This window comes from Pseudomonas sp. FP2300 (genome assembly GCF_030687595.1).
In the GTDB taxonomy this organism is placed as follows: Bacteria; Pseudomonadota; Gammaproteobacteria; order Pseudomonadales; family Pseudomonadaceae; genus Aquipseudomonas; species Aquipseudomonas bijieensis.
Genome location: NZ_CP117440.1, coordinates 194,792 through 216,406 on the forward strand (window position 1 = coordinate 194,792; position 21,615 = coordinate 216,406).

Annotated in this window: 16 protein-coding genes, 2 tRNA genes and 2 rRNA genes; 9 read left to right on the top strand and 11 right to left on the bottom strand. The window is 57.3% G+C overall.

The window, feature by feature from the left end:
* Positions 1–13: 13 nt before the first annotated feature.
* Positions 14–340 (top strand): YqjD family protein, encoded by a 327-nt coding sequence (locus PSH86_RS00860; RefSeq protein ID WP_003196426.1) that lies wholly within the window; start codon positions 14–16, stop codon positions 338–340.
* Here PSH86_RS00860 and PSH86_RS00865 read toward each other — a convergent pair.
* Complete coding sequence (locus PSH86_RS00865; RefSeq protein ID WP_163855877.1) at positions 313–1,230, bottom strand: LysR family transcriptional regulator; 918 nt, start codon at positions 1,228–1,230, stop codon at positions 313–315. The two genes, PSH86_RS00860 and PSH86_RS00865, sit on opposite strands and share 28 nt — an antisense overlap.
* Before the next feature lie 111 nt (positions 1,231–1,341).
* On the opposite strand from PSH86_RS00865, the gene trpB reads away from it, so the two are divergent.
* Both trpB and trpA read left to right on the top strand, forming a co-directional pair.
* The gene (trpB, locus tag PSH86_RS00870; RefSeq protein ID WP_014335911.1) at positions 1,342–2,574 is read left to right on the top strand and encodes a tryptophan synthase subunit beta; all 1,233 of its coding nucleotides are present in this window, start codon (positions 1,342–1,344) and stop codon (positions 2,572–2,574) included.
* Positions 2,574–3,386 (top strand): tryptophan synthase subunit alpha, encoded by an 813-nt coding sequence (gene trpA / locus PSH86_RS00875; RefSeq protein WP_109756542.1) that lies wholly within the window; start codon positions 2,574–2,576, stop codon positions 3,384–3,386. The genes trpB and trpA overlap by 1 nt, the downstream gene beginning before the upstream one ends.
* 126 nt (positions 3,387–3,512) lie before the next feature.
* Here the strand turns inward: trpA and PSH86_RS00880 are convergent, their stop codons facing one another.
* From PSH86_RS00880 to PSH86_RS00925, 10 genes are all read right to left on the bottom strand, one after another.
* Entirely contained in the window at positions 3,513–5,474 is a 1,962-nt protein-coding gene (locus PSH86_RS00880) for a DUF4105 domain-containing protein (RefSeq protein WP_109756543.1), read from the bottom strand.
* Entirely contained in the window at positions 5,471–5,791 is a 321-nt protein-coding gene (locus tag PSH86_RS00885; protein ID WP_003187020.1) for a DUF2388 domain-containing protein, read from the bottom strand. Before PSH86_RS00885 ends, PSH86_RS00880 begins: the two co-directional genes overlap by 4 nt.
* A gap of 27 nt (positions 5,792–5,818) precedes the next feature.
* Positions 5,819–6,127, bottom strand: coding sequence for a DUF2388 domain-containing protein (locus tag PSH86_RS00890; RefSeq protein WP_109756544.1), 309 nt, complete (start codon positions 6,125–6,127; stop codon positions 5,819–5,821).
* 106 nt (positions 6,128–6,233) lie between these two features.
* Positions 6,234–6,551, bottom strand: a complete 318-nt coding sequence (locus PSH86_RS00895; protein WP_109756545.1) for a DUF2388 domain-containing protein — start codon at positions 6,549–6,551, stop codon at positions 6,234–6,236.
* A 344-nt stretch (positions 6,552–6,895) separates the two neighbouring features.
* Positions 6,896–7,111: a DUF1127 domain-containing protein gene (locus PSH86_RS00900; RefSeq protein WP_003187014.1), complete on the bottom strand. Its 216-nt coding sequence runs from the start codon at positions 7,109–7,111 to the stop codon at positions 6,896–6,898.
* A 318-nt stretch (positions 7,112–7,429) separates the two neighbouring features.
* Complete coding sequence (locus tag PSH86_RS00905) at positions 7,430–8,923, bottom strand: acetyl-CoA hydrolase/transferase family protein (RefSeq protein ID WP_116833878.1); 1,494 nt, start codon at positions 8,921–8,923, stop codon at positions 7,430–7,432.
* Between the two features lie 198 nt (positions 8,924–9,121).
* Positions 9,122–10,558, bottom strand: coding sequence for an NAD(P)(+) transhydrogenase (Re/Si-specific) subunit beta (locus tag PSH86_RS00910; RefSeq protein ID WP_030139190.1), 1,437 nt, complete (start codon positions 10,556–10,558; stop codon positions 9,122–9,124).
* The gene (locus PSH86_RS00915) at positions 10,558–10,881 is read right to left on the bottom strand and encodes an NAD(P) transhydrogenase subunit alpha (RefSeq protein WP_003187010.1); all 324 of its coding nucleotides are present in this window, start codon (positions 10,879–10,881) and stop codon (positions 10,558–10,560) included. Before PSH86_RS00915 ends, PSH86_RS00910 begins: the two co-directional genes overlap by 1 nt.
* Positions 10,882–10,896: 15 nt before the next feature.
* Positions 10,897–12,018 (bottom strand): Re/Si-specific NAD(P)(+) transhydrogenase subunit alpha, encoded by a 1,122-nt coding sequence (locus PSH86_RS00920; RefSeq protein WP_116833879.1) that lies wholly within the window; start codon positions 12,016–12,018, stop codon positions 10,897–10,899.
* A 434-nt stretch (positions 12,019–12,452) separates the two neighbouring features.
* Entirely contained in the window at positions 12,453–13,349 is an 897-nt protein-coding gene (locus PSH86_RS00925) for a LysR family transcriptional regulator (RefSeq protein ID WP_176688825.1), read from the bottom strand.
* A gap of 156 nt (positions 13,350–13,505) precedes the next feature.
* Between PSH86_RS00925 and PSH86_RS00930 the strand changes: the two genes are divergently transcribed.
* The 6 genes from PSH86_RS00930 to PSH86_RS00955 all read left to right on the top strand — a co-directional run bounded on the left by PSH86_RS00930 (position 13,506) and on the right by PSH86_RS00955 (position 21,501).
* On the top strand, positions 13,506–14,687 hold the full coding sequence (locus PSH86_RS00930) for an acyl-CoA dehydrogenase (protein WP_014335919.1): 1,182 nt from the start codon (positions 13,506–13,508) through the stop codon (positions 14,685–14,687).
* A gap of 13 nt (positions 14,688–14,700) precedes the next feature.
* Positions 14,701–15,921: a CaiB/BaiF CoA-transferase family protein gene (locus tag PSH86_RS00935; RefSeq protein ID WP_116833881.1), complete on the top strand. Its 1,221-nt coding sequence runs from the start codon at positions 14,701–14,703 to the stop codon at positions 15,919–15,921.
* Positions 15,922–16,563: 642 nt separating this feature from the next.
* A 16S ribosomal RNA gene (locus tag PSH86_RS00940) occupies positions 16,564–18,100 on the top strand.
* 80 nt (positions 18,101–18,180) lie between these two features.
* Positions 18,181–18,257: transfer RNA gene (locus tag PSH86_RS00945), tRNA-Ile, on the top strand.
* Positions 18,258–18,287: 30 nt separating this feature from the next.
* Positions 18,288–18,363, top strand: a tRNA-Ala gene (locus PSH86_RS00950).
* Positions 18,364–18,609: 246 nt separating this feature from the next.
* Positions 18,610–21,501: ribosomal RNA gene (locus tag PSH86_RS00955) — 23S ribosomal RNA — on the top strand.
* Together the 16S and 23S rRNA genes with 2 tRNA genes alongside form the textbook arrangement of a ribosomal RNA operon.
* The last annotated feature ends 114 nt before the right edge of the window (positions 21,502–21,615 follow it).

Below are 21,615 nucleotides of genomic sequence, written 5' to 3' on the forward strand. Positions count from 1 at the left end.
GGAGAGAGCCACCATGGCCAGCAATTCGTTACGTAAAGCCTCGTTGCAAAGCATGGAAGCGGAGATCGAGAGTCTGCTCAAGTCGTTGGAAAGCCTGAAGGACGATGCTTCGGACGAGTCGCGTAAGACCCTCAAATCGCTCAAGGCAAATGCTGAAAACGCGCTGAAACATTCTCGCCATCTGCTGAGCGATGCGTATGAAGAGGTCAAGGTGAAAACCCGTGAAACCGGAATCGCCACACGCGACTACGCGCAGGAACACCCCTGGACCACGGCTGGTGTCGCGGTCGGTGCGCTGGGTTTGCTGGCCGCTTACTTGCTGTGCAAACGCGGTGACTGACTCGGTTGGCTCAGCTCATGCCTGAGCCACTGGGCCAATTGCCCTGCGCGCCCGTCTGCGGCGCGCTTGGGCAGCCACAACGCCAGTCGCGCCGCCGTTTCATCGAAGCCCCACGGCGCGACCAGACGACCGGCGCGCACGTCCTCGGCCACCAGTGGCTCGGGCGCGATCGCCACGCCTAATCCCGCTACGGCGGCCTCCAGCAAATAGTACAGATGCTCGAATCCTTGCCCGAACTTCAGTGCCTGGGGTTCAAGGTGTTTTTGTCGTGCCCAGGTCGGCCAGGCCTGTGGACGTGACGTGGTATGCAGCAATGGCTCGTCCAATAGCGCACTGGCCGGTGCGGCCTGCAAGCGGGCGAACCCGGCGTAGTGCGGGCTCATCACGGGGCCGATCCGCTCGCTCACCAGTTCGTACACCTGCATGTCCGCCGGCCAGGGCGGCTCGGCGAATACCAGCAAGGCGTCCAGCCCCGGGCGCCGGGGGTCTAGGTCGCCTTCGCCGGCGGACAAATGCAGGCGCAAATCCGGCAGGTCGGCGTTGAGCCTGCCCAGTCGGGGAATAAACCAGCGCGCCAGCAAGCTTCCCGAACAGCCCAGAACAAACGGGGCATCTGCCGTACTTTGCGTCAGTTCCGCGCAAACACCGCGCAATCGTTCGAACGCCTCGGCGCTGACATCCCGCAGGCGCAAGCCGGCATCTGTGAGTTTCAGGCCGCGCCCATCCTTGCTGAACAGGCTGACGCCCAGATGCTCTTCCAACACCTTCAATTGTCGGCTGACCGCACCGTGAGTGACGTGCAGCTGTTCAGCCGCCTGGCTTACGCTGTTCAGGCGGGCGGTGGCCTCGAAGGCGCGCAAAGCGTTGAGCGGGGGAAGGTCATGGCTCATTGGATATGTGAGTTTTCCTGACAGGTTGTGGCGATCTTATCGGTTTTCAGCGCGGCATGTCAGGGGTAGAGTGACCTCATTGTCTTTCTACGTATTCGTTTGGAGCGCCCGATGACCCAGTCTACGACCCCCTTCAACCTGCGCAGTGGCCCCGACGCCAACGGCCTGTTTGGTGCATTCGGTGGCCGCTATGTGGCCGAAACCCTTATGCCGTTGATCCTCGACCTGGCCCGCGAATACGAAGTGGCGAAGGAAGATCCGGCGTTCCTCGAAGAATTGGCCTACTTCCAGCGTGACTATGTCGGACGTCCGAGCCCGCTCTACTTCGCTGAGCGCCTGACCGAATACTGCGGCGGCGCCAAGATCTATCTCAAGCGTGAAGAGCTGAACCACACCGGCGCGCACAAGATCAACAACTGCATCGGCCAGATCCTGTTGGCGCGGCGCATGGGCAAGAAACGCATCATCGCCGAGACCGGTGCCGGCATGCACGGTGTGGCGACCGCCACTGTGGCTGCACGTTTCGGCCTGGATTGCGTGATCTACATGGGCACCACCGACATCGAGCGGCAGCAGGCCAACGTATTCCGCATGAAGCTGCTGGGCGCTGAAGTGATCCCGGTGGTCGCCGGTACCGGCACGCTGAAGGACGCAATGAACGAGGCCCTGCGTGACTGGGTCACCAACGTCGACAGCACGTTCTACCTGATCGGCACCGTGGCGGGCCCGCATCCGTACCCGGCCATGGTGCGCGACTTCCAGGCCGTGATCGGCAAGGAAACCCGCGAGCAGTTGCAAGCCCAGGAAGGTCGCCTGCCGGATAGCCTGGTGGCGTGCATCGGCGGCGGCTCCAACGCCATGGGCTTGTTCCACCCGTTCCTGGACGACAAGAGCGTCGAGATCATCGGCGTCGAGGCCGCGGGCTATGGCATCGAGACCGGTAAGCATGCGGCGAGTTTGAACGGCGGCGTGCCGGGTGTACTGCACGGCAACCGCACCTTCCTGTTGCAGGACGACGACGGTCAGATCATCGACGCCCATTCGATTTCCGCGGGTCTCGACTACCCCGGTATCGGCCCGGAACATGCCTGGTTGCATGACATTGGTCGCGTCCAATACACCTCGGTCACTGACGCCGAAGCCTTGGAAGCCTTTCACAAATGCTGTCGCCTGGAAGGGATCATTCCTGCACTGGAAAGTGCCCATGCCCTGGCGGAAGTGTTCAAACGCGCACCCAACCTGCCGAAAGATCACCTGATGGTGGTCAATCTGTCCGGCCGTGGCGACAAAGACATGCAAACCGTGATGCACCACATGGAACAGTCCCAGCAGGAGAAACACTGATGAGCCGCCTGCAAACCCGTTTTGCCGAACTCAAGGAACAGAACCGCGCCGCCCTGGTGACTTTCGTCACGGCTGGCGATCCGGACTACGACACCTCGTTGGCGATTCTCAAAGGCCTGCCGGCTGCCGGTGCCGACGTGATCGAGTTGGGCATGCCGTTCACCGACCCGATGGCCGACGGCCCGGCGATCCAGTTGGCGAACATCCGCGCCCTGGGGGCCCAGCAGAACCTGGCGAAAACCCTGCAAATGGTTCGTGAGTTCCGTAAGGACAATACCGATACACCACTGGTGCTGATGGGGTACTTCAACCCGATCCACCGCTATGGCGTGCAGCGTTTCATTGGTGAGGCGCTGGACTCTGGTGTGGATGGCCTGATCGTTGTGGACATGCCGCCCGAGCACAACAGTGAACTGTGCGAACCGGCCCAGGCTGCCGGCCTGGACTTCATCCGCCTGACCACTCCCACCACCGACGACGTGCGTTTGCCGACTGTGCTCAATGGCAGTTCGGGTTTCGTGTATTACGTCTCGGTGGCGGGCGTGACCGGTGCCGGCGCCGCGACGCTGGAGCATGTGGAAGAAGCTGTTGCGCGCTTGCGTCGCCATACCGATCTGCCGATCAGCATTGGTTTCGGTATTCGTACGCCGGAGCAGGCTGCGTCCATCGCGCGATTGGCTGATGGGGTGGTGGTGGGCTCGGCGCTGATCGACCATATCGCCAAGGCCGAAACATCGGAACAGGCGATTGATGGCGTGTTGAGTTTGTGTGCTGCCCTGGCTGACGGTGTGCGCAAGGCGCGTGTCAGCTGATTGTCGATTCGACTCGCAGCCACGAAAAAAAAGGGGGGCGGAACTTGGTTCCGAACCCCTTTTTGTTGCTCATGAAATGCTCGAAGAACGGCTCCAGGAGCTATGGCCGCATAGGTCAGGGGACCATCAAGGCAACTCCAATCCTCCGCCGGCCTTGTGCAGCTTGCGCAAATGCTCGCCGATCTCTTTCACATTAGCCTCGCTCGCGGCAATTTCAGCAGCGCGGCTCGGCTCAAGCAAAGCCCTGACTTCCTTGTCCAGATCGCCTGTCAGTGTTTGCAGCTGTTTCTGACGCAGGCTGCTTTCCGACTCCAGTCGTTGCCACTCGCTGGGTTGTGGCAACCCATAGCCGCTGCTACCCAACAACTCGGCGGGACGGCTCAGGAAGCCGCTGTTGGCAAGGATCTGCTGTAGCGTCGCGTTAGCCCTTTCCATACCGCCATTCTGCAATTCACGGGCTCCAAGGTAACGCTGCTTGACTTCGTCCTGTGCCAACAACAGTTGCCGCCGATAACTGGCCTGTTCCAGCAGCAACAACGCCGCGCTGGTGCGCAGGTCGGCCTGTTCGAACCAGACGCGGCGTTCAGCGGCGTCCAGGGCCAGCCAGTCTTCCACCGTTTGCTGCTTGATTGGCAGATACTTCTTCAGCACCTCGAACATCGCCTGGTACCGCTCGCGGAAGGAGTCGAAGCGGTAGCCCAGGCGCAAGGCTTCCTTGGGATCATCCAGCACGCTGGTGTCCGCCAGGCCCCGGCCCTTGAGCACTTCCAGCAGGCCGTTGGGCATGATGCTGTCCAGGCCCTTGAGCTGCTCGTTATTGCTGCCGCTGCGCAGCAGTTTCAAGCTTTCCACGGCGCAGTTGTTGGACAGGAAGTAATAGTTGCCGTCGTAGCTCCAATGCATTTCGGCAGCGTGTTCGACCGTTTCCTCGATCTCGGTGCGCGACAGGTTCAGCGGCACCGATGCCAGGCTGCGCAGTTCGGTCTTGGTGTATTCATCGATCACCTGGGCCAACGGCAATACGAACAGGCGCGATGGGTATTTGCCGACCAGTCCATCCCAACTCGACAACTGCACATCGCCCACGAAAGCGCGGTATGACAGCACCAGGTGTTGGTCCAGATCCAGTCGACAGTCCGGACCCCGTGGGCGCCCCGGTGCGCAGATCACCAGCCGGAGCATGCTGTGGCCCCAGCGGCTCACCCAGTTCTGATTGGCTTCGGCCAGCAGGTAATCAATGGCATAGACTCGCTCTGGATCGACCTTGCCCAGTGGTGTCTTGGCGAAGTCGTTTCCGGCGTTGAGGAAGGCAAATGATTTGGCGCAGGTATCCTTGGCGGCGGGTGCCCAACCGAAGTGCTCCTGATAATAGCGATACAGGGCGGGGCGGCGGCAAGCATAGCTGGGGTCAAGGAGAAAGTACTCCATGTTGACCGCGACGAATTCCTTGGGGCTGCTCGTTTCGTAGAGGTCCGGGCTGCGGGCGACCTGGCGGTTGTGTTGTTCCCGTTCACCACGACGGCCAACGTATTGCGGCCAGCCGGCGAGGTCCAGCAAGCGCGGATCATCGCTGAGGGTGAAACGGCGGTCGTTCTGGCCCCGGCACTCATCCGGCAGGCCGATGAGCCCGGCACTGCTGTTACGCCGGGTACAGCGCTGGATCAGCGCGCGCTCGGCGTCTGGCCATAGGCGCGAGCGGTCATAAATGTGAGTCAGTTCGTGCAGGACCGTGGCGAGCATTTCCCGTCGCACGGTGCCGTGGGGGCGATGGGTTTTCTGCGTCGCGGCGCTGCCGTCGACAAGGCCGTCGAGCAGGTTGCTATTGAGGTCCAGCTGCGACACCAACGAGGCCTGACCGTAAGCGTTGGTGGGCATCTGGTCAGTCCAGCCGACATCGATGCGTCGGTCCAGGCGCTCGATGAAGCGCGGCGGCAACGCCTGCATGGCTTCATCGAGCAGCGCCTGGCTGGCCTGCTGTTGCGCCGGGCTCAGTCCGTTGGCGTTGAGGTGCAGTTGCAAGCCGGCCTGGGCCATGCTGCCCGTGAGCAGCAAGACCCCGGCCGCCAGCCAGGCGGCGAACCGCCTCACAATGCGAGGATGGCTTCGGCGAGAACCTGGTCGCTGGCGTCGCGGGCTTCCGGCACGCGGGTGCGCAAGGTGTCGAAGGCGGCCTCGAGATGAGCACCACGAATTTCACCATTGCTGGCGACAAAACTGGCCGCATCGTCATGGGCTTCGCGGACGATTTTCGAATCACGGATGGAAGTGGTGGTATCGGAAGTGAAATCAATCGTGCGCTGGGAAGCGCGGACGATGATGTTACTGGTGGCTACCAGGGTATGTGCCTGGGCCACATCGGCCAATACCAGCAGGCCTAGGGCGGCAGCAATCAGCGGGCTACGCATGGAACGACTCCGGAAAAATAAGGATAACTATTGGACGAGAATTGCCTGTGCCAGTTCAAGGTCGCTGACGTGAAGTTTTGGCTGGGTCCGGCGCAGGTAATCCAGGGCCGATTCCAGCTGTGCACCTCGCAACTGCCCGTCGCTGGCGATGAACGCCGCAGCGTCATCGTGTGCGGCAACGATCAGTTTATGGTCGAAGGGCGCGGAGGTCACCATGCTGGTGGCATAGCCGCTGACCACCACTTGCTGGGTGGACACATCGAAAGCATGGGCCGGAACAGACCAGCAGAACACTGCGAAGAAAGACGCGATGAACAGATCTGAGTAAAAACGCATGGGACTCGACGGTTGATGGCGAGCTTGAAGGCTAGCGCAAACCTGCGGGCCAGAGCCAGTGCTGAAACATCGGAACACCATTTGGTGCCCGATGTTTCATGTTACATCAGATCACCAGGATGGCTTGGGCCAGCTGCGCATCGGTGGCGTTGAGCTGTGGTGCCTGCTGGCGGATGTAATCCAGGGCGCTTTCCAGTTTCACGCCACGGATGGCACCTTCGCTGGCCACGAAGCTGGCGGCGTCATCGCGGGCGGCTTGAACGATCTTGTTGTCCCGCAGTGACGAAGTTGCATCGGAAGTCACATCAGACGTGGCCTTGAGTGCGCCAACGATGGAGTCAGTGGTGACGATAAAGCTGCTGGCGTTGGAGTGGGTGGCTACGGCCAACAGGGCAACTGCGCTGAGCAGGCGAAGACGAATCATGATGAAACTCCTTGGATAATGAGGTAATGCCGGTGCGTGTAGCTGGAAGAGCAGACGCATGCTCGACTCGCTTCGCCACGTTCGCATCGATATTAGGACAGAACGCAGTGGCTGACAGCCCTTTGCGACCGTCACTGGCAGCATGATGCTCGCATTAGGCGCTATGGCTCAAGAAAACTGTACTGGTATTGATTTAGAAGTTTTAAAACTGTTATGACTCTCCAGTTTTCCCGAAAAATCGGCCTCGGAAACGACAAGACCCGTCGCGGTTTCCCGCGACGGGTCTTGTTTGTTCAATTCGGTGCTGGCGGTGGACCCGGTGGGTCAGGGCCAGCGACGCTGAGTTAGCGCCAGAACGGCTTGCTCAGCTCTTCGTAGCGTTGTGCTTCGCTGATACCGGCGTCAGCCAGCAGGCGCGAATCCAGACGAGCCAGTTGGTGACGGCTGGCGATGCGGCGCTGCCACAACATCAGGTTGGCAATAACGCGAAGAGGCAGGGAAGCCTGGTTTTTTTCAGCTTTGTCTTCGAAAAACAGCTCGGAACTGAGTGTACGTTCCATGGTTGACATCCTTCCGCTTGTGGCGGGATTAGGTAGTGGTTTACTGGTGCCCATGATCCTCTCGTTTGGCCAGTCTCTCTAGATACAGTTCACCTGTATTGTGAGGGACCAGTTAACTGTTAAAGAGCAGTGTACTGGTCGATATTGAGGCAACTGTACCTATCTGCTCAATATTGGTGCGTTTTTCATCGTTTCCGGAGGTTTTGTGGGAAAAGACTGTAAGGAAACACCGGTACAGCAGTACAGTTTTTGTAAGATTGGGCCCGGATGATGAGCTTCAGTCAAAACTGTATTTGCGATAGCGGTGTTCCAGCTGTATCAGACTGCCAACATCCGCCCGGTTTCTTCGAGGTTCAGGTGCCAACTTAGTGCATCGCGCAGGATATGCGGGGTATGCCCACCCAAGGCGCATGCAGCTTGGAAGTATTCATTCAGCGCTTGGCGGTAGGATGGATGCACGCAGTTGTCGATGATTACTCGCGCCCGCTCCCTTGGCGCCAGGCCACGCAGGTCGGCCAGGCCGATTTCGGTCACGAGGATGTCGACATCATGCTCGGTATGGTCCACATGGCTCACCATCGGCACGACACTGGAAATGGCACCGCCCTTGGCAATCGACTTGGTAACGAAAATCGCCAAGTGGGCATTGCGGGCGAAATCCCCCGAGCCGCCAATGCCATTCATCATCCGAGTGCCACAGATATGCGTGGAATTGACGTTGCCGTATATGTCGAACTCCAGCGCGGTGTTGATACCGATGATGCCGAGGCGGCGTACGACCTCGGGATGGTTGGAGATTTCCTGCGGGCGCAGGACCAATTTGTCCTTGTACCTTTCCAGGTTGCCGAACACATCGGCGTTGCGTCGACTCGACAGCGTGATAGAGCTGCCGGAGGCGAAGCTCAGCTTGCCGGCGTCGATCAAGTCAAATGTCGAGTCCTGCAGGACCTCTGAATACATGGTCAGGTCTTCGAACGGGGAATCGATCAGCCCGCACATCACGGCGTTGGCGATGTTGCCAATCCCCGCCTGCAACGGCCCGAGCTTATTGGTCATGCGTCCGGCTGAAACTTCCTGCTTGAAGAAATCGATCAGGTGATCGGCGATGGCCTGGGTGTCGCTGTCCGGTGGCGCGACGGTCGAAGGCGAGTCTCCTTGGTGGGTGATGACAATGGCAGCAATTTTTTCCGGCGGGATCGGGATAGCGGGGCTGCCAATACGATCGTCGACTTTCACCAGCGGGATCGGAGTGCGGGTTGGGCGATAGGTCGGAATATAAATGTCGTGCAGCCCTTCCAGATTCGGGTTGTGGGCCAGGTTGATCTCGATGATCACTTGCCGGGCGAAAATGGCGAAGCTGGCCGAGTTACCCACCGATGTGGTCGGTACAATATGCCCTTGCTCGGTAATGGCCACCGCTTCGATCACGGCAATATCGGGCAGCTTGAGCTGGCCATTGCGCAGTTGTTCGACGGTTTCCGAGAGGTGCTGGTCGATGAACATCACCTCGCCTGCGTTGATCGCCTTGCGCAACGTGCTGTCGACCTGAAACGGCATGCGTCGTGCCAGCACACCGGCTTCGGTGAGCTCCTTGTCGAGGTCGTTGCCCAGGCTTGCTCCGGTCATCAGGCTGATTTTCAGCGGGGTGAGCTTGGCGCGTTCAGCCAGGGCGTGGGGTACGGCTTTCGCTTCTCCGGCGCGGGTAAAGCCGCTCATGCCGACGGTCATGCCGTCCTGAATCAACAAGGCTGCTTCGGCAGCGCTCATCACTTTATTCAACAAAGAGGGCAAGCGAATGCGGTCACGGTACATGGAGGATTATCTCGGGCTGGAAGCAAGATGCGCAGTCTAGTGAATTCGCGCTGTGCCCGACCCGCTACAAAGGTCGCATTTAAGGCCTCTATTACGGGCGTTTCAGGCAAAACATTATTACCGGATCGGTAACGTTCGGCCTTGATACAAATCAAAACGCCCCGACAAGTCGGGGCGTTAGTAGTGAAGCAGCGAGCGTTATTCCACCGCTTTGACCATGTCCTCGATGACCTTCTTGGCGTCACCGAACACCATCATGGTTTTGTCCAGATAGAACAGCTCGTTGTCCAGGCCGGCATAACCACTGGCCATCGAGCGCTTGTTGACGATGATGGTCTTGGCCTTGAACGCTTCGAGGATCGGCATGCCGGCAATCGGCGACTTCGGATCGTTCTTCGCCGCCGGGTTCACCACGTCGTTGGCGCCGAGCACCAGCACCACGTCGGCCTGGCCGAACTCGGAGTTGATGTCTTCCATCTCGAACACTTGGTCGTAAGGCACTTCAGCCTCGGCCAACAGGACGTTCATATGCCCAGGCATACGACCGGCCACCGGGTGGATCGCGTATTTGACGGTCACGCCGTGGTGGGTCAGCTTCTCGGTCAGCTCTTTCAGCGCGTGCTGCGCCCGCGCTACCGCCAGGCCGTAGCCCGGCACGATAATCACTGTGTCGGCGTTGGTCAGCAGGAAGGTCGCGTCGTCAGCCGAACCGGATTTCACCGGGCGGGCTTCTTTGGAGCCTGCTGGGCCAGCCGCATCCGCCGTGTTGCCGAAACCGCCGAGCAGCACGTTGAAGAACGAACGGTTCATCGCCTTGCACATGATGTACGAGAGGATCGCACCGCTCGAACCCACCAGCGAACCGGCAATGATCAGCATCGAGTTGTTCAGCGAGAAGCCGATACCCGCTGCGGCCCAACCGGAATAACTGTTGAGCATCGAGACCACTACCGGCATGTCCGCACCGCCGATCGGGATGATGATCAACACGCCCAATACAAAGGCCAGGGCCAGCATCAGGGCGAATGCGCCGAGATTGCCGGTGAACATGAAGGTCAGGCCCAGGCCTAGCGTTGCCAGGCCCAGGATCAGGTTGAGCTTGTGCTGGCCGCCAAACTGTACCGGTGCGCCCTGGAACAGGCGGAACTTGTACTTGCCCGAGAGTTTGCCGAAAGCGATCACCGAACCGGAGAAGGTAATTGCACCGATGGCTGCACCGAGGAACAGCTCCAGGCGGTTACCGGCCGGAATCGAATCGCCCAATTGCTTGACGATGCCCAGCGATTGCGGCTCGACGACCGCCGCGATGGCAATGAACACCGCCGCCAGGCCGATCATGCTGTGCATGAACGCCACCAGCTCCGGCATCTTGGTCATCTCGACGCGCTTGGCCATGATCGAACCGGCGGTGCCGCCAATCAGCAGACCGACGATGACATAGCCAATGCCGGCAGTGGCCAGCTCAGCCCCCAGCTTATAAATGAGGCCCACGGTGGTAAGCACCGCCAACGCCATGCCGAGCATGCCGAACAGGTTGCCACGTCGCGAGGTGGTGGGATGCGACAGGCCTTTGAGGGCCTGGATGAAACAGATCGACGCGATCAGGTAGAGCGTCGTTACCAGGTTCATGCTCATTACTTGGGCGCCTCTTCTTTTACGGCTTTCGGGGCTTTTTTCTTGAACATCTCAAGCATGCGGCGTGTTACCAGGAAGCCACCGAATACGTTCACCGCAGCCAGGGCTACGGCGAGAGTGCCCATTGTCTTGCCCAGCGGCGTCACGGTCAGCGCGGCGGCAAGCATGGCGCCGACGATCACGATCGCCGAAATGGCATTGGTTACCGCCATCAACGGTGTGTGCAGCGCAGGCGTTACGTTCCAGACCACGTGGTAACCGACATAAATCGCCAGCACGAAGATGATCAGGTTGTAGATACCGGGGGAGATAAGCTCTTCCATTGTCTGAATCCCTGCTTAGGCGTTTTTGCGGATGACTTGGCCGTCGCGGCACATCAGGCACGCGGCGACGATGTCGTCTTCCAGGTTCACGTCGAACTGACCTTCCTTGGTGAAGACCAGCTTCAGGAAGTCCAGCAGGTTACGGGCGTACAGCGCCGAAGCATCAGCCGCGACTTCACCGGCCAGGTTGGTCGGGCCGACGATGGTGACGCCGTTCTCGACAACCACCTGATCGGCCACGGTCAACGGGCAGTTGCCGCCCTGGGCTGCCGCGAGGTCGATGACCACCGAGCCAGGTTTCATCTGCGCGACGGTTTCGGCGCTCAGCAAGGTCGGTGCCTTGCGGCCCGGAATCAAGGCGGTGGTGATGACGATGTCAGCCTGCTTGGCGCGCTCGTGCACGGCTTGGGCCTGGCGCTGCATCCAGCTGGCAGGCATGGGCCGGGCGTAACCGCCGACGCCGACGGCGCATTCACGCTCTTCGTCGGTTTCGTAAGGCACGTCGACGAACTTGGCGCCGAGGGATTCGATTTGTTCCTTGACCGCCGGTCGCACATCCGAAGCCTCGATCACAGCGCCCAGGCGCTTGGCCGTGGCAATCGCCTGCAGCCCGGCCACACCGGCCCCGAGAATCAGCACGCGCGCCGCTTTCACGGTACCTGCGGCGGTCATCAGCATCGGCATGAAGCGCGGGTAGTAGTGGGCGGCCAGCAGCACGGCCTTGTAGCCGGCAATGTTCGCTTGAGACGACAGCACATCCAGGCTCTGGGCACGGGAGGTCCGTGGCGCGGCCTCGAGGGCGAAAGCGGTAATGCCGCGTTCGGCCAGCTTGGAGATGGTTTCGTTGTTGAACGGATTGAGCATGCCCACCAGAACGGTGCCGCTCTTTATCAGCGTCAGTTCGCTGTCGCTGGGGGCGACCACCTTGAGGATCAGTTCGGCCCCGAATGCATCACTGGCACTGCCAATGGTTGCGCCCGCTGCCTCATAGGCACTGTCGATAACGCTGGCCTTGATGCCGGCGCCGCTTTGAACAGTGACCTTATGGCCTTGGCCGATCAGCTTCTTGATGGTTTCCGGGGTAGCAGCAACCCGTGTTTCACCCGTTTGGGTTTCGAGGGGAACACCAATGTGCACGTCAAATCTCCTGCGTGATCTTATTGAGTAAACCCAGGCACTTCGGATGGTGCGGCTGGGGCGGCCGATCAGCACGATCCCGCCAAACCAGGCGGGGCGCGGCATTTTGCAGGCGAAAATTCAGCCCTTCAAGGGATTATGACGGGTGACGGAAAATTAACTACAAGTCACCCTGTGACCGAATGTCGCAATTATCGATCGGCATCCCTTGTAGGCCGTGCTTTCCAAGGATTCAGGTTCAAATTGACAATTTTTCCCATCGGCCAGATGAATAAGGCCTGATGCGTTGCGTGATATGGCTCAAAGCCATGTATTTAAACGCTTTGGAGACTACTTCAGGGGCTGCGTAACAGATTGACTGGATGCGACATAAACTTATATCTGTAGCGACTTATGTTAGTTGACTACCTAATCATGTTTTACTTTTTTCTTTATTAATCAATGTGATAGTTGCTTGCCTGTTTCACGAGCCAATCACGAAAAGCACGAAGAGAGGCAGATTCGGCCTTTCGTTCCGGAATCATCAGGTAGTAAGCCTTGATGCTCGACAGCGCGTTGGGGTTGGCAACGACCAATCGTTTCTCTGCCAACTCGCGCTGAATCAAAAAGGGCGGAATCAGCGCAATGCCCATGTCGTGCATGGCTGCTTGGGCAAGCATGGAGAATAGTTCATAACGCGGGCCTGTCAGGTCTCGCGCAATATTCAGGTTCTGGGCGTTGAACCACTGGCGCCACGCATACGGGCGAGTGGTCTGCTGGAGCAAGGGCAGCTCGGCGATGGCCTGCGGCGTCAGGCTCTTCTGGTCACCCAGTAGGGTGGGGCTGCATACCGGCATCGGATTTTCGCCCATCAGCTTGTGGGATTCGGTGCCGGACCAGTCCGCATCACCAAAATAGATGGCGGCATCAAACTCTGTGTCCGCAAAGAGAAAAGGACGTGTGCGGTTGGTCAGGTTGACGGTGACTTCCGGATGCTGATGCTGGAAATCCTTGAGACGGGGCAGTAGCCATTGAGTGCCGAAGGTCGGAACCACGGCCAGCTCGATCACGTTCGCACCGGTGTGCCCCATCACTGAAAGAGCATCGCGCTCGACGGCATCCAGTTGGGTGGCAACTCGACGACTGTAGGAAATGCCTGCTTCAGTCAGCTTGACGCCTCGGCGTGAGCGTCGGAAAAGCTCCACGCTGAGGAAGTCCTCCAGGCTGGCGATCTGTCGGCAGATTGCGCTCTGCGTAAGAGAAAGTTCTTGCGCCGCCTTGGTGAAGCTTTCATGGCGCGCAGCGGCCTCGAAACTGACCAGGGCGGTGGTGCTGGGAATTTTACGGCGCATGTACGCAAGCCTCACTCAATATCGGCATAAACGGGGTTTATGGCGTTTACGAAGTGAGAAATTAGCACAACATAGTGCGTAATCCTCGTTTGCCCTTGTAGGAAAGCGCGCCTAGGATCAATCCACGATTTTCATTTAATTGGCGAGGACTCTTTCATGGCCGGTAAAGCGAGCTTCAACTGGATCGATCCATTGTTGCTGGATCAGCAGCTCACCGAAGAAGAACGCATGATCCGCGACACTGCCGAGCAATTCGCTCAGCAGAAGCTTGCGCCGCGGGTGCTGGAAGCGTTCCGTCATGAGAAAACCGACCCGGCGATTTTTCGCGAGATGGGTGAAGTAGGCCTGCTGGGGGCAACCATTCCTGAGCAGTACGGCGGCAGTGGACTGAACTACGTCAGCTATGGCCTGATCGCTCGCGAGGTAGAGCGCGTCGATTCCGGTTATCGCTCGATGATGAGTGTGCAGTCCTCGCTGGTGATGGTGCCGATCAATGAATTCGGTACCGAGGCGCAAAAACAGAAGTATCTGCCGAAACTGGCGTCGGGTGAGTGGATCGGCTGCTTTGGTCTGACCGAGCCGAACCATGGTTCCGACCCGGGCGCGATGATTACTCGTGCGCGCAAGGTGGAAGGTGGCTACAGCCTGACGGGTAGCAAAATGTGGATCACCAACAGTCCGATCGCAGACGTCTTTGTTGTCTGGGGCAAGGACGACGCCGGCGATATCCGCGGCTTCGTTCTCGAAAAGGGCTGGAAGGGCCTGAGTGCGCCGGCTATTCATGGCAAGGTCGGGCTGCGCGCCTCGATCACTGGTGAAATCGTCATGGATAACGTATTTGTGCCGGAAGAGAACATTTTCCCCGATGTCCGTGGCCTGAAAGGTCCGTTTACTTGTCTGAATTCGGCGCGCTACGGCATCTCCTGGGGCGCCTTGGGGGCGGCTGAATTCTGCTGGCATACCGCTCGCCAGTACACGCTGGACCGCCAGCAGTTTGGTCGCCCGTTGGCTGCGAATCAGTTGATCCAGAAGAAGCTGGCCGACATGCAGACCGAAATCACGCTGGCCCTGCAGGGATGCCTGCGTCTGGGGCGTATGAAAGATGAAGGCACTGCGGCGGTCGAGATCACTTCGATCATGAAGCGCAACTCCTGCGGCAAGTCCTTGGATATTGCTCGTATGGCGCGGGACATGTTGGGCGGCAACGGTATCTCCGATGAGTTCGGCATCGCTCGTCATCTCGTGAACCTGGAGGTCGTAAACACCTACGAAGGCACGCACGACGTTCATGCGTTGATCCTGGGGCGTGCGCAAACCGGTATCCAGGCGTTCTATTAATAGGAGAACGCTCATGGGCGCGCTTTCGCATCTGCGGGTACTGGATTTATCGAGGGTCCTGGCCGGGCCGTGGGCCGGACAGATCCTGGCGGACCTGGGGGCGGATGTCATCAAGGTCGAGCGTCCCGGCAATGGCGACGACACACGTGCCTGGGGGCCGCCCTTCCTGAAGGATTCCCGAGGCGAGAACACGACCGAGGCTGCTTATTATCTGTCGGCCAATCGCAACAAGCAGTCGGTGACCATCGACTTCACGCGCCCGGAGGGGCAGCGGCTGGTGCGAGAGCTGGCGGCCAAGTCCGATATCCTGATCGAAAACTTCAAGGTGGGCGGGCTGGCGGCTTATGGTCTGGACTATGAGTCGCTGAAGGCGATCAATCCGCAATTGATCTATTGCTCGATAACCGGGTTTGGCCAGACCGGCCCTTACGCCAAGCGCGCCGGGTATGACTTCATGATTCAAGGGCTGGGGGGCTTGATGAGCCTGACTGGCCGCCCTGAGGGTGATGAGGGCGCGGGGCCGGTGAAGGTAGGGGTTGCGCTGACGGATATCCTCACGGGGCTGTATTCGACTGCTGCTATTTTGGCGGCGCTGGCTCATCGTGATCATGCCGGCGGCGGGCAGCACATCGATATGGCCTTGCTGGATGTTCAAGTGGCTTGCCTGGCCAATCAGGCGATGAATTACCTGACTACGGGCAACGCGCCGAAGCGACTGGGCAATGCTCATCCGAACATCGTGCCTTATCAGGATTTTCCTACGGCCGATGGCGATTTTATCCTTACGGTAGGTAATGACGGCCAGTTCCGAAAATTCGCTGAGGTGGCTGGTCAGCCGCAGTGGGCTGATGATCCGCGTTTTGCCACAAACAAGTTGCGGGTGGCGAATCGGGCGGTGTTGATTCCGTTGATTCGCCAGGCGACGGTGTTCAAGACCACTGCCGAATGGGTGGCTCAGTTGGAACAGGCGGGTGTGCCGTGCGGGCCAATCAACGACCTTGCCCAGGTATTTGCCGATCCTCAGGTGCAGGCGCGTGGATTGGCAATGGAGTTGCCTCACCTTCTAGCTGGTCGCGTGCCGCAGGTGGCTAGTCCGATTCGACTGTCCGAGACACCGGTGGAATATCGCAATGCGCCCCCTTTATTAGGGGAGCATACGCTGGAGGTACTGCAGCGAGTCTTGGGGCTGGACGAAGCGGCGGTGGCGGCGTTCAAAGAGGCGGGAGTGCTTTGAGTCTTCTCTTCTATATAGGTGGAGGTTTTAAAGGAAGAAAGCAGCGGGTTGGCCGGTGCTGCGCAACTTATTGATAGAAAAGCGAAATTAATGGTTGACGGCAAATTCTGGACGTCTATAATTCGCCCCACTTCCGGCGCAGTCGAAACGGAAAACTCCTTGAGATTCAATGAGTTAAGTGGGTTTCGAAGGGGTCGGGCTTCAGGTCATCGAAGCCAGGAAGTAGCTGATAAGGCAGTGTGGGTTTGGTCTTGTCAGCGGTTCGATCTTCTCGGTCGAAAGCGGTGAAAAAGAGGTGTTGACAGCAGCGAGTAACGCTGTAGAATTCGCCTCCCGCTAACGAGAGATCGGAAGCGCAAGTGGTTGAAGTTGTTGATGTTTCCCAAGCGAAACTTTGAAAACTTCTGAAAATAACCGCTTGACAGATACACCGGGCGCTGTAGAATGCGCGCCTCGGTTGAGACGAAAGCTCTTAACCAACCGCTCTTTAACAATTGAATCAAGCAATTCGTGTGGGTGCTTGTGGAGTCAGACTGCTAGTCAACAGATTATCAGCATCACAAGTTACTCCGCGAGAAATCAAAGATGTAACCAACGATTGCTGAGCCAAGTTTAGGGTTTTCTCAAAACCCAAAGATGTTTGAACTGAAGAGTTTGATCATGGCTCAGATTGAACGCTGGCGGCAGGCCTAACACATGCAAGTCGAGCGGTAGAGAGGTGCTTGCACCTCTTGAGAGCGGCGGACGGGTGAGTAATGCCTAGGAATCTGCCTGGTAGTGGGGGATAACGCTCGGAAACGGACGCTAATACCGCATACGTCCTACGGGAGAAAGCAGGGGACCTTCGGGCCTTGCGCTATCAGATGAGCCTAGGTCGGATTAGCTAGTTGGTGAGGTAATGGCTCACCAAGGCGACGATCCGTAACTGGTCTGAGAGGATGATCAGTCACACTGGAACTGAGACACGGTCCAGACTCCTACGGGAGGCAGCAGTGGGGAATATTGGACAATGGGCGAAAGCCTGATCCAGCCATGCCGCGTGTGTGAAGAAGGTCTTCGGATTGTAAAGCACTTTAAGTTGGGAGGAAGGGCATTAACCTAATACGTTAGTGTTTTGACGTTACCGACAGAATAAGCACCGGCTAACTCTGTGCCAGCAGCCGCGGTAATACAGAGGGTGCAAGCGTTAATCGGAATTACTGGGCGTAAAGCGCGCGTAGGTGGTTCGTTAAGTTGGATGTGAAAGCCCCGGGCTCAACCTGGGAACTGCATTCAAAACTGTCGAGCTAGAGTATGGTAGAGGGTGGTGGAATTTCCTGTGTAGCGGTGAAATGCGTAGATATAGGAAGGAACACCAGTGGCGAAGGCGACCACCTGGACTGATACTGACACTGAGGTGCGAAAGCGTGGGGAGCAAACAGGATTAGATACCCTGGTAGTCCACGCCGTAAACGATGTCAACTAGCCGTTGGGAGCCTTGAGCTCTTAGTGGCGCAGCTAACGCATTAAGTTGACCGCCTGGGGAGTACGGCCGCAAGGTTAAAACTCAAATGAATTGACGGGGGCCCGCACAAGCGGTGGAGCATGTGGTTTAATTCGAAGCAACGCGAAGAACCTTACCAGGCCTTGACATCCAATGAACTTTCCAGAGATGGATTGGTGCCTTCGGGAGCATTGAGACAGGTGCTGCATGGCTGTCGTCAGCTCGTGTCGTGAGATGTTGGGTTAAGTCCCGTAACGAGCGCAACCCTTGTCCTTAGTTACCAGCACGTTATGGTGGGCACTCTAAGGAGACTGCCGGTGACAAACCGGAGGAAGGTGGGGATGACGTCAAGTCATCATGGCCCTTACGGCCTGGGCTACACACGTGCTACAATGGTCGGTACAGAGGGTTGCCAAGCCGCGAGGTGGAGCTAATCCCACAAAACCGATCGTAGTCCGGATCGCAGTCTGCAACTCGACTGCGTGAAGTCGGAATCGCTAGTAATCGCGAATCAGAATGTCGCGGTGAATACGTTCCCGGGCCTTGTACACACCGCCCGTCACACCATGGGAGTGGGTTGCACCAGAAGTAGCTAGTCTAACCTTCGGGGGGACGGTTACCACGGTGTGATTCATGACTGGGGTGAAGTCGTAACAAGGTAGCCGTAGGGGAACCTGCGGCTGGATCACCTCCTTAATCGACGACTCAGCTGCTCCATGAGCTCCCACACGAATTGCTTGATTCATTGAAGAAGACGAAAGAAGCAGCCCGAAATTGGGTCTGTAGCTCAGTTGGTTAGAGCGCACCCCTGATAAGGGTGAGGTCGGCAGTTCGAATCTGCCCAGACCCACCAATTTTGTGTGGGAAACGCCTGTAGAAATACGGGGCCATAGCTCAGCTGGGAGAGCGCCTGCCTTGCACGCAGGAGGTCAGCGGTTCGATCCCGCTTGGCTCCACCACTACTGCTTCGATTGTATAAAGCTTAGAAATGAGCATTCCATCGGTTCGATGGTGAATGTTGATTTCTAGTCTTTGACTAGTTCGTTCTTTAAAAATTTGGGTATGTGATAGAAAGATAGACTGAACGTTACTTTCACTGGTAACGGCTCAGGCTAAGGTAAAATTTGTGAGTTGCTCTCATGAGCAAGATCGAATTTTCGGCGAATGTCGTCTTCACAGTATAACCAGATTGCTTGGGGTTATATGGTCAAGTGAAGAAGCGCATACGGTGGATGCCTTGGCAGTCAGAGGCGATGAAAGACGTGGTAGCCTGCGAAAAGCTTCGGGGAGTCGGCAAACAGACTTTGATCCGGAGATGTCTGAATGGGGGAACCCAGCCATCATAAGATGGTTATCTTGTACTGAATACATAGGTGCAAGAGGCGAACCAGGGGAACTGAAACATCTAAGTACCCTGAGGAAAAGAAATCAACCGAGATTCCCTTAGTAGTGGCGAGCGAACGGGGACTAGCCCTTAAGCTTCTTTGATTTTAGCGGAACGCTCTGGAAAGTGCGGCCATAGTGGGTGATAGCCCTGTACGCGAAAGGATCTTAGAAGTGAAATCGAGTAGGACGGAGCACGAGAAACTTTGTCTGAATATGGGGGGACCATCCTCCAAGGCTAAATACTACTGACTGACCGATAGTGAACTAGTACCGTGAGGGAAAGGCGAAAAGAACCCCGGAGAGGGGAGTGAAATAGATCCTGAAACCGTATGCGTACAAGCAGTGGGAGCCCACTTTGTTGGGTGACTGCGTACCTTTTGTATAATGGGTCAGCGACTTATTTTCAGTGGCGAGCTTAACCGAATAGGGGAGGCGTAGCGAAAGCGAGTCTTAATAGGGCGTCTAGTCGCTGGGAATAGACCCGAAACCGGGCGATCTATCCATGGGCAGGTTGAAGGTTAGGTAACACTGACTGGAGGACCGAACCGACTACCGTTGAAAAGTTAGCGGATGACCTGTGGATCGGAGTGAAAGGCTAATCAAGCTCGGAGATAGCTGGTTCTCCTCGAAAGCTATTTAGGTAGCGCCTCATGTATCACTGTAGGGGGTAGAGCACTGTTTCGGCTAGGGGGTCATCCCGACTTACCAAACCGATGCAAACTCCGAATACCTACAAGTGCCGAGCATGGGAGACACACGGCGGGTGCTAACGTCCGTCGTGAAAAGGGAAACAACCCAGACCGTCAGCTAAGGTCCCAAAGTTATGGTTAAGTGGGAAACGATGTGGGAAGGCTTAGACAGCTAGGAGGTTGGCTTAGAAGCAGCCACCCTTTAAAGAAAGCGTAATAGCTCACTAGTCGAGTCGGCCTGCGCGGAAGATGTAACGGGGCTCAAACCATACACCGAAGCTACGGGTATCACGTAAGTGATGCGGTAGAGGAGCGTTCTGTAAGCCTGTGAAGGTGAGTTGAGAAGCTTGCTGGAGGTATCAGAAGTGCGAATGCTGACATGAGTAACGACAATGGGTGTGAAAAACACCCACGCCGAAAGACCAAGGTTTCCTGCGCAACGTTAATCGACGCAGGGTTAGTCGGTCCCTAAGGCGAGGCTGAAAAGCGTAGTCGATGGAAAACAGGTTAATATTCCTGTACTTCTGGTTATTGCGATGGAGGGACGGAGAAGGCTAGGCCAGCTTGGCGTTGGTTGTCCAAGTTTAAGGTGGTAGGCTGAGATCTTAGGTAAATCCGGGATCTTAAGGCCGAGAGCTGATGACGAGTTACCCTTTGGGTGACGAAGTGGTTGATGCCATGCTTCCAAGAAAAGCTTCTAAGCTTCAGGTAACCAGGAACCGTACCCCAAACCGACACAGGTGGTTGGGTAGAGAATACCAAGGCGCTTGAGAGAACTCGGGTGAAGGAACTAGGCAAAATGGCACCGTAACTTCGGGAGAAGGTGCGCCGGTGAGGGTGAAGCACTTGCTGCGTAAGCCCACGCCGGTCGAAGATACCAGGCCGCTGCGACTGTTTATTAAAAACACAGCACTCTGCAAACACGAAAGTGGACGTATAGGGTGTGACGCCTGCCCGGTGCCGGAAGGTTAATTGATGGGGTTAGCTAACGCGAAGCTCTTGATCGAAGCCCCGGTAAACGGCGGCCGTAACTATAACGGTCCTAAGGTAGCGAAATTCCTTGTCGGGTAAGTTCCGACCTGCACGAATGGCGTAACGATGGCGGCGCTGTCTCCACCCGAGACTCAGTGAAATTGAAATCGCTGTGAAGATGCAGTGTATCCGCGGCTAGACGGAAAGACCCCGTGAACCTTTACTATAGCTTTGCACTGGACTTTGAATTTGCTTGTGTAGGATAGGTGGGAGGCTTTGAAGCGTGGACGCCAGTTCGCGTGGAGCCATCCTTGAAATACCACCCTGGCAACTTTGAGGTTCTAACTCAGGTCCGTTATCCGGATCGAGGACAGTGTATGGTGGGTAGTTTGACTGGGGCGGTCTCCTCCTAAAGAGTAACGGAGGAGTACGAAGGTGCGCTCAGACCGGTCGGAAATCGGTCGTAGAGTATAAAGGCAAAAGCGCGCTTGACTGCGAGACAGACACGTCGAGCAGGTACGAAAGTAGGTCTTAGTGATCCGGTGGTTCTGTATGGAAGGGCCATCGCTCAACGGATAAAAGGTACTCCGGGGATAACAGGCTGATACCGCCCAAGAGTTCATATCGACGGCGGTGTTTGGCACCTCGATGTCGGCTCATCACATCCTGGGGCTGAAGCCGGTCCCAAGGGTATGGCTGTTCGCCATTTAAAGTGGTACGCGAGCTGGGTTTAGAACGTCGTGAGACAGTTCGGTCCCTATCTGCCGTGGACGTTTGAGATTTGAGAGGGGCTGCTCCTAGTACGAGAGGACCGGAGTGGACGAACCTCTGGTGTTCCGGTTGTCACGCCAGTGGCATTGCCGGGTAGCTATGTTCGGAAAAGATAACCGCTGAAAGCATCTAAGCGGGAAACTTGCCTCAAGATGAGATCTCACTGGGACCTTGAGTCCCCTGAAGGGCCGTCGAAGACTACGACGTTGATAGGCAGGGTGTGTAAGCGCTGTGAGGCGTTGAGCTAACCTGTACTAATTGCCCGTGAGGCTTGACCATATAACACCCAAGCAATTTGTAACTCCAAGCTGAAGAGCGAAGAGACCAGATTGCGGTGTGTGAAGACGAAACGAACCGAAAGTTCGACATCGCTCACGAACGCAACACACAAAT

What these genes read in the sequence shown, in the direction of transcription:
- PSH86_RS00925 (WP_176688825.1), bottom strand. Translation starts at nt 13,349, where the DNA reads ATGCGCCGTAAAATTCCCAGCACCACCGCCCTGGTCAGTTTCGAGGCC.
- trpA (WP_109756542.1), top strand. Translation starts at nt 2,574, where the DNA reads ATGAGCCGCCTGCAAACCCGTTTTGCCGAACTCAAGGAACAGAACCGC.
- PSH86_RS00935 (WP_116833881.1), top strand. Translation starts at nt 14,701, where the DNA reads ATGGGCGCGCTTTCGCATCTGCGGGTACTGGATTTATCGAGGGTCCTG.
- PSH86_RS00915 (WP_003187010.1), bottom strand. Translation starts at nt 10,881, where the DNA reads ATGGAAGAGCTTATCTCCCCCGGTATCTACAACCTGATCATCTTCGTG.
- PSH86_RS00910 (WP_030139190.1), bottom strand. Translation starts at nt 10,558, where the DNA reads ATGAGCATGAACCTGGTAACGACGCTCTACCTGATCGCGTCGATCTGT.
- PSH86_RS00860 (WP_003196426.1), top strand. Translation starts at nt 14, where the DNA reads ATGGCCAGCAATTCGTTACGTAAAGCCTCGTTGCAAAGCATGGAAGCG.
- PSH86_RS00865 (WP_163855877.1), bottom strand. Translation starts at nt 1,230, where the DNA reads ATGAGCCATGACCTTCCCCCGCTCAACGCTTTGCGCGCCTTCGAGGCC.
- PSH86_RS00895 (WP_109756545.1), bottom strand. Translation starts at nt 6,551, where the DNA reads ATGATTCGTCTTCGCCTGCTCAGCGCAGTTGCCCTGTTGGCCGTAGCC.
- PSH86_RS00905 (WP_116833878.1), bottom strand. Translation starts at nt 8,923, where the DNA reads ATGTACCGTGACCGCATTCGCTTGCCCTCTTTGTTGAATAAAGTGATG.
- trpB (WP_014335911.1), top strand. Translation starts at nt 1,342, where the DNA reads ATGACCCAGTCTACGACCCCCTTCAACCTGCGCAGTGGCCCCGACGCC.
- PSH86_RS00900 (WP_003187014.1), bottom strand. Translation starts at nt 7,111, where the DNA reads ATGGAACGTACACTCAGTTCCGAGCTGTTTTTCGAAGACAAAGCTGAA.
- PSH86_RS00930 (WP_014335919.1), top strand. Translation starts at nt 13,506, where the DNA reads ATGGCCGGTAAAGCGAGCTTCAACTGGATCGATCCATTGTTGCTGGAT.
- PSH86_RS00890 (WP_109756544.1), bottom strand. Translation starts at nt 6,127, where the DNA reads ATGCGTTTTTACTCAGATCTGTTCATCGCGTCTTTCTTCGCAGTGTTC.
- PSH86_RS00885 (WP_003187020.1), bottom strand. Translation starts at nt 5,791, where the DNA reads ATGCGTAGCCCGCTGATTGCTGCCGCCCTAGGCCTGCTGGTATTGGCC.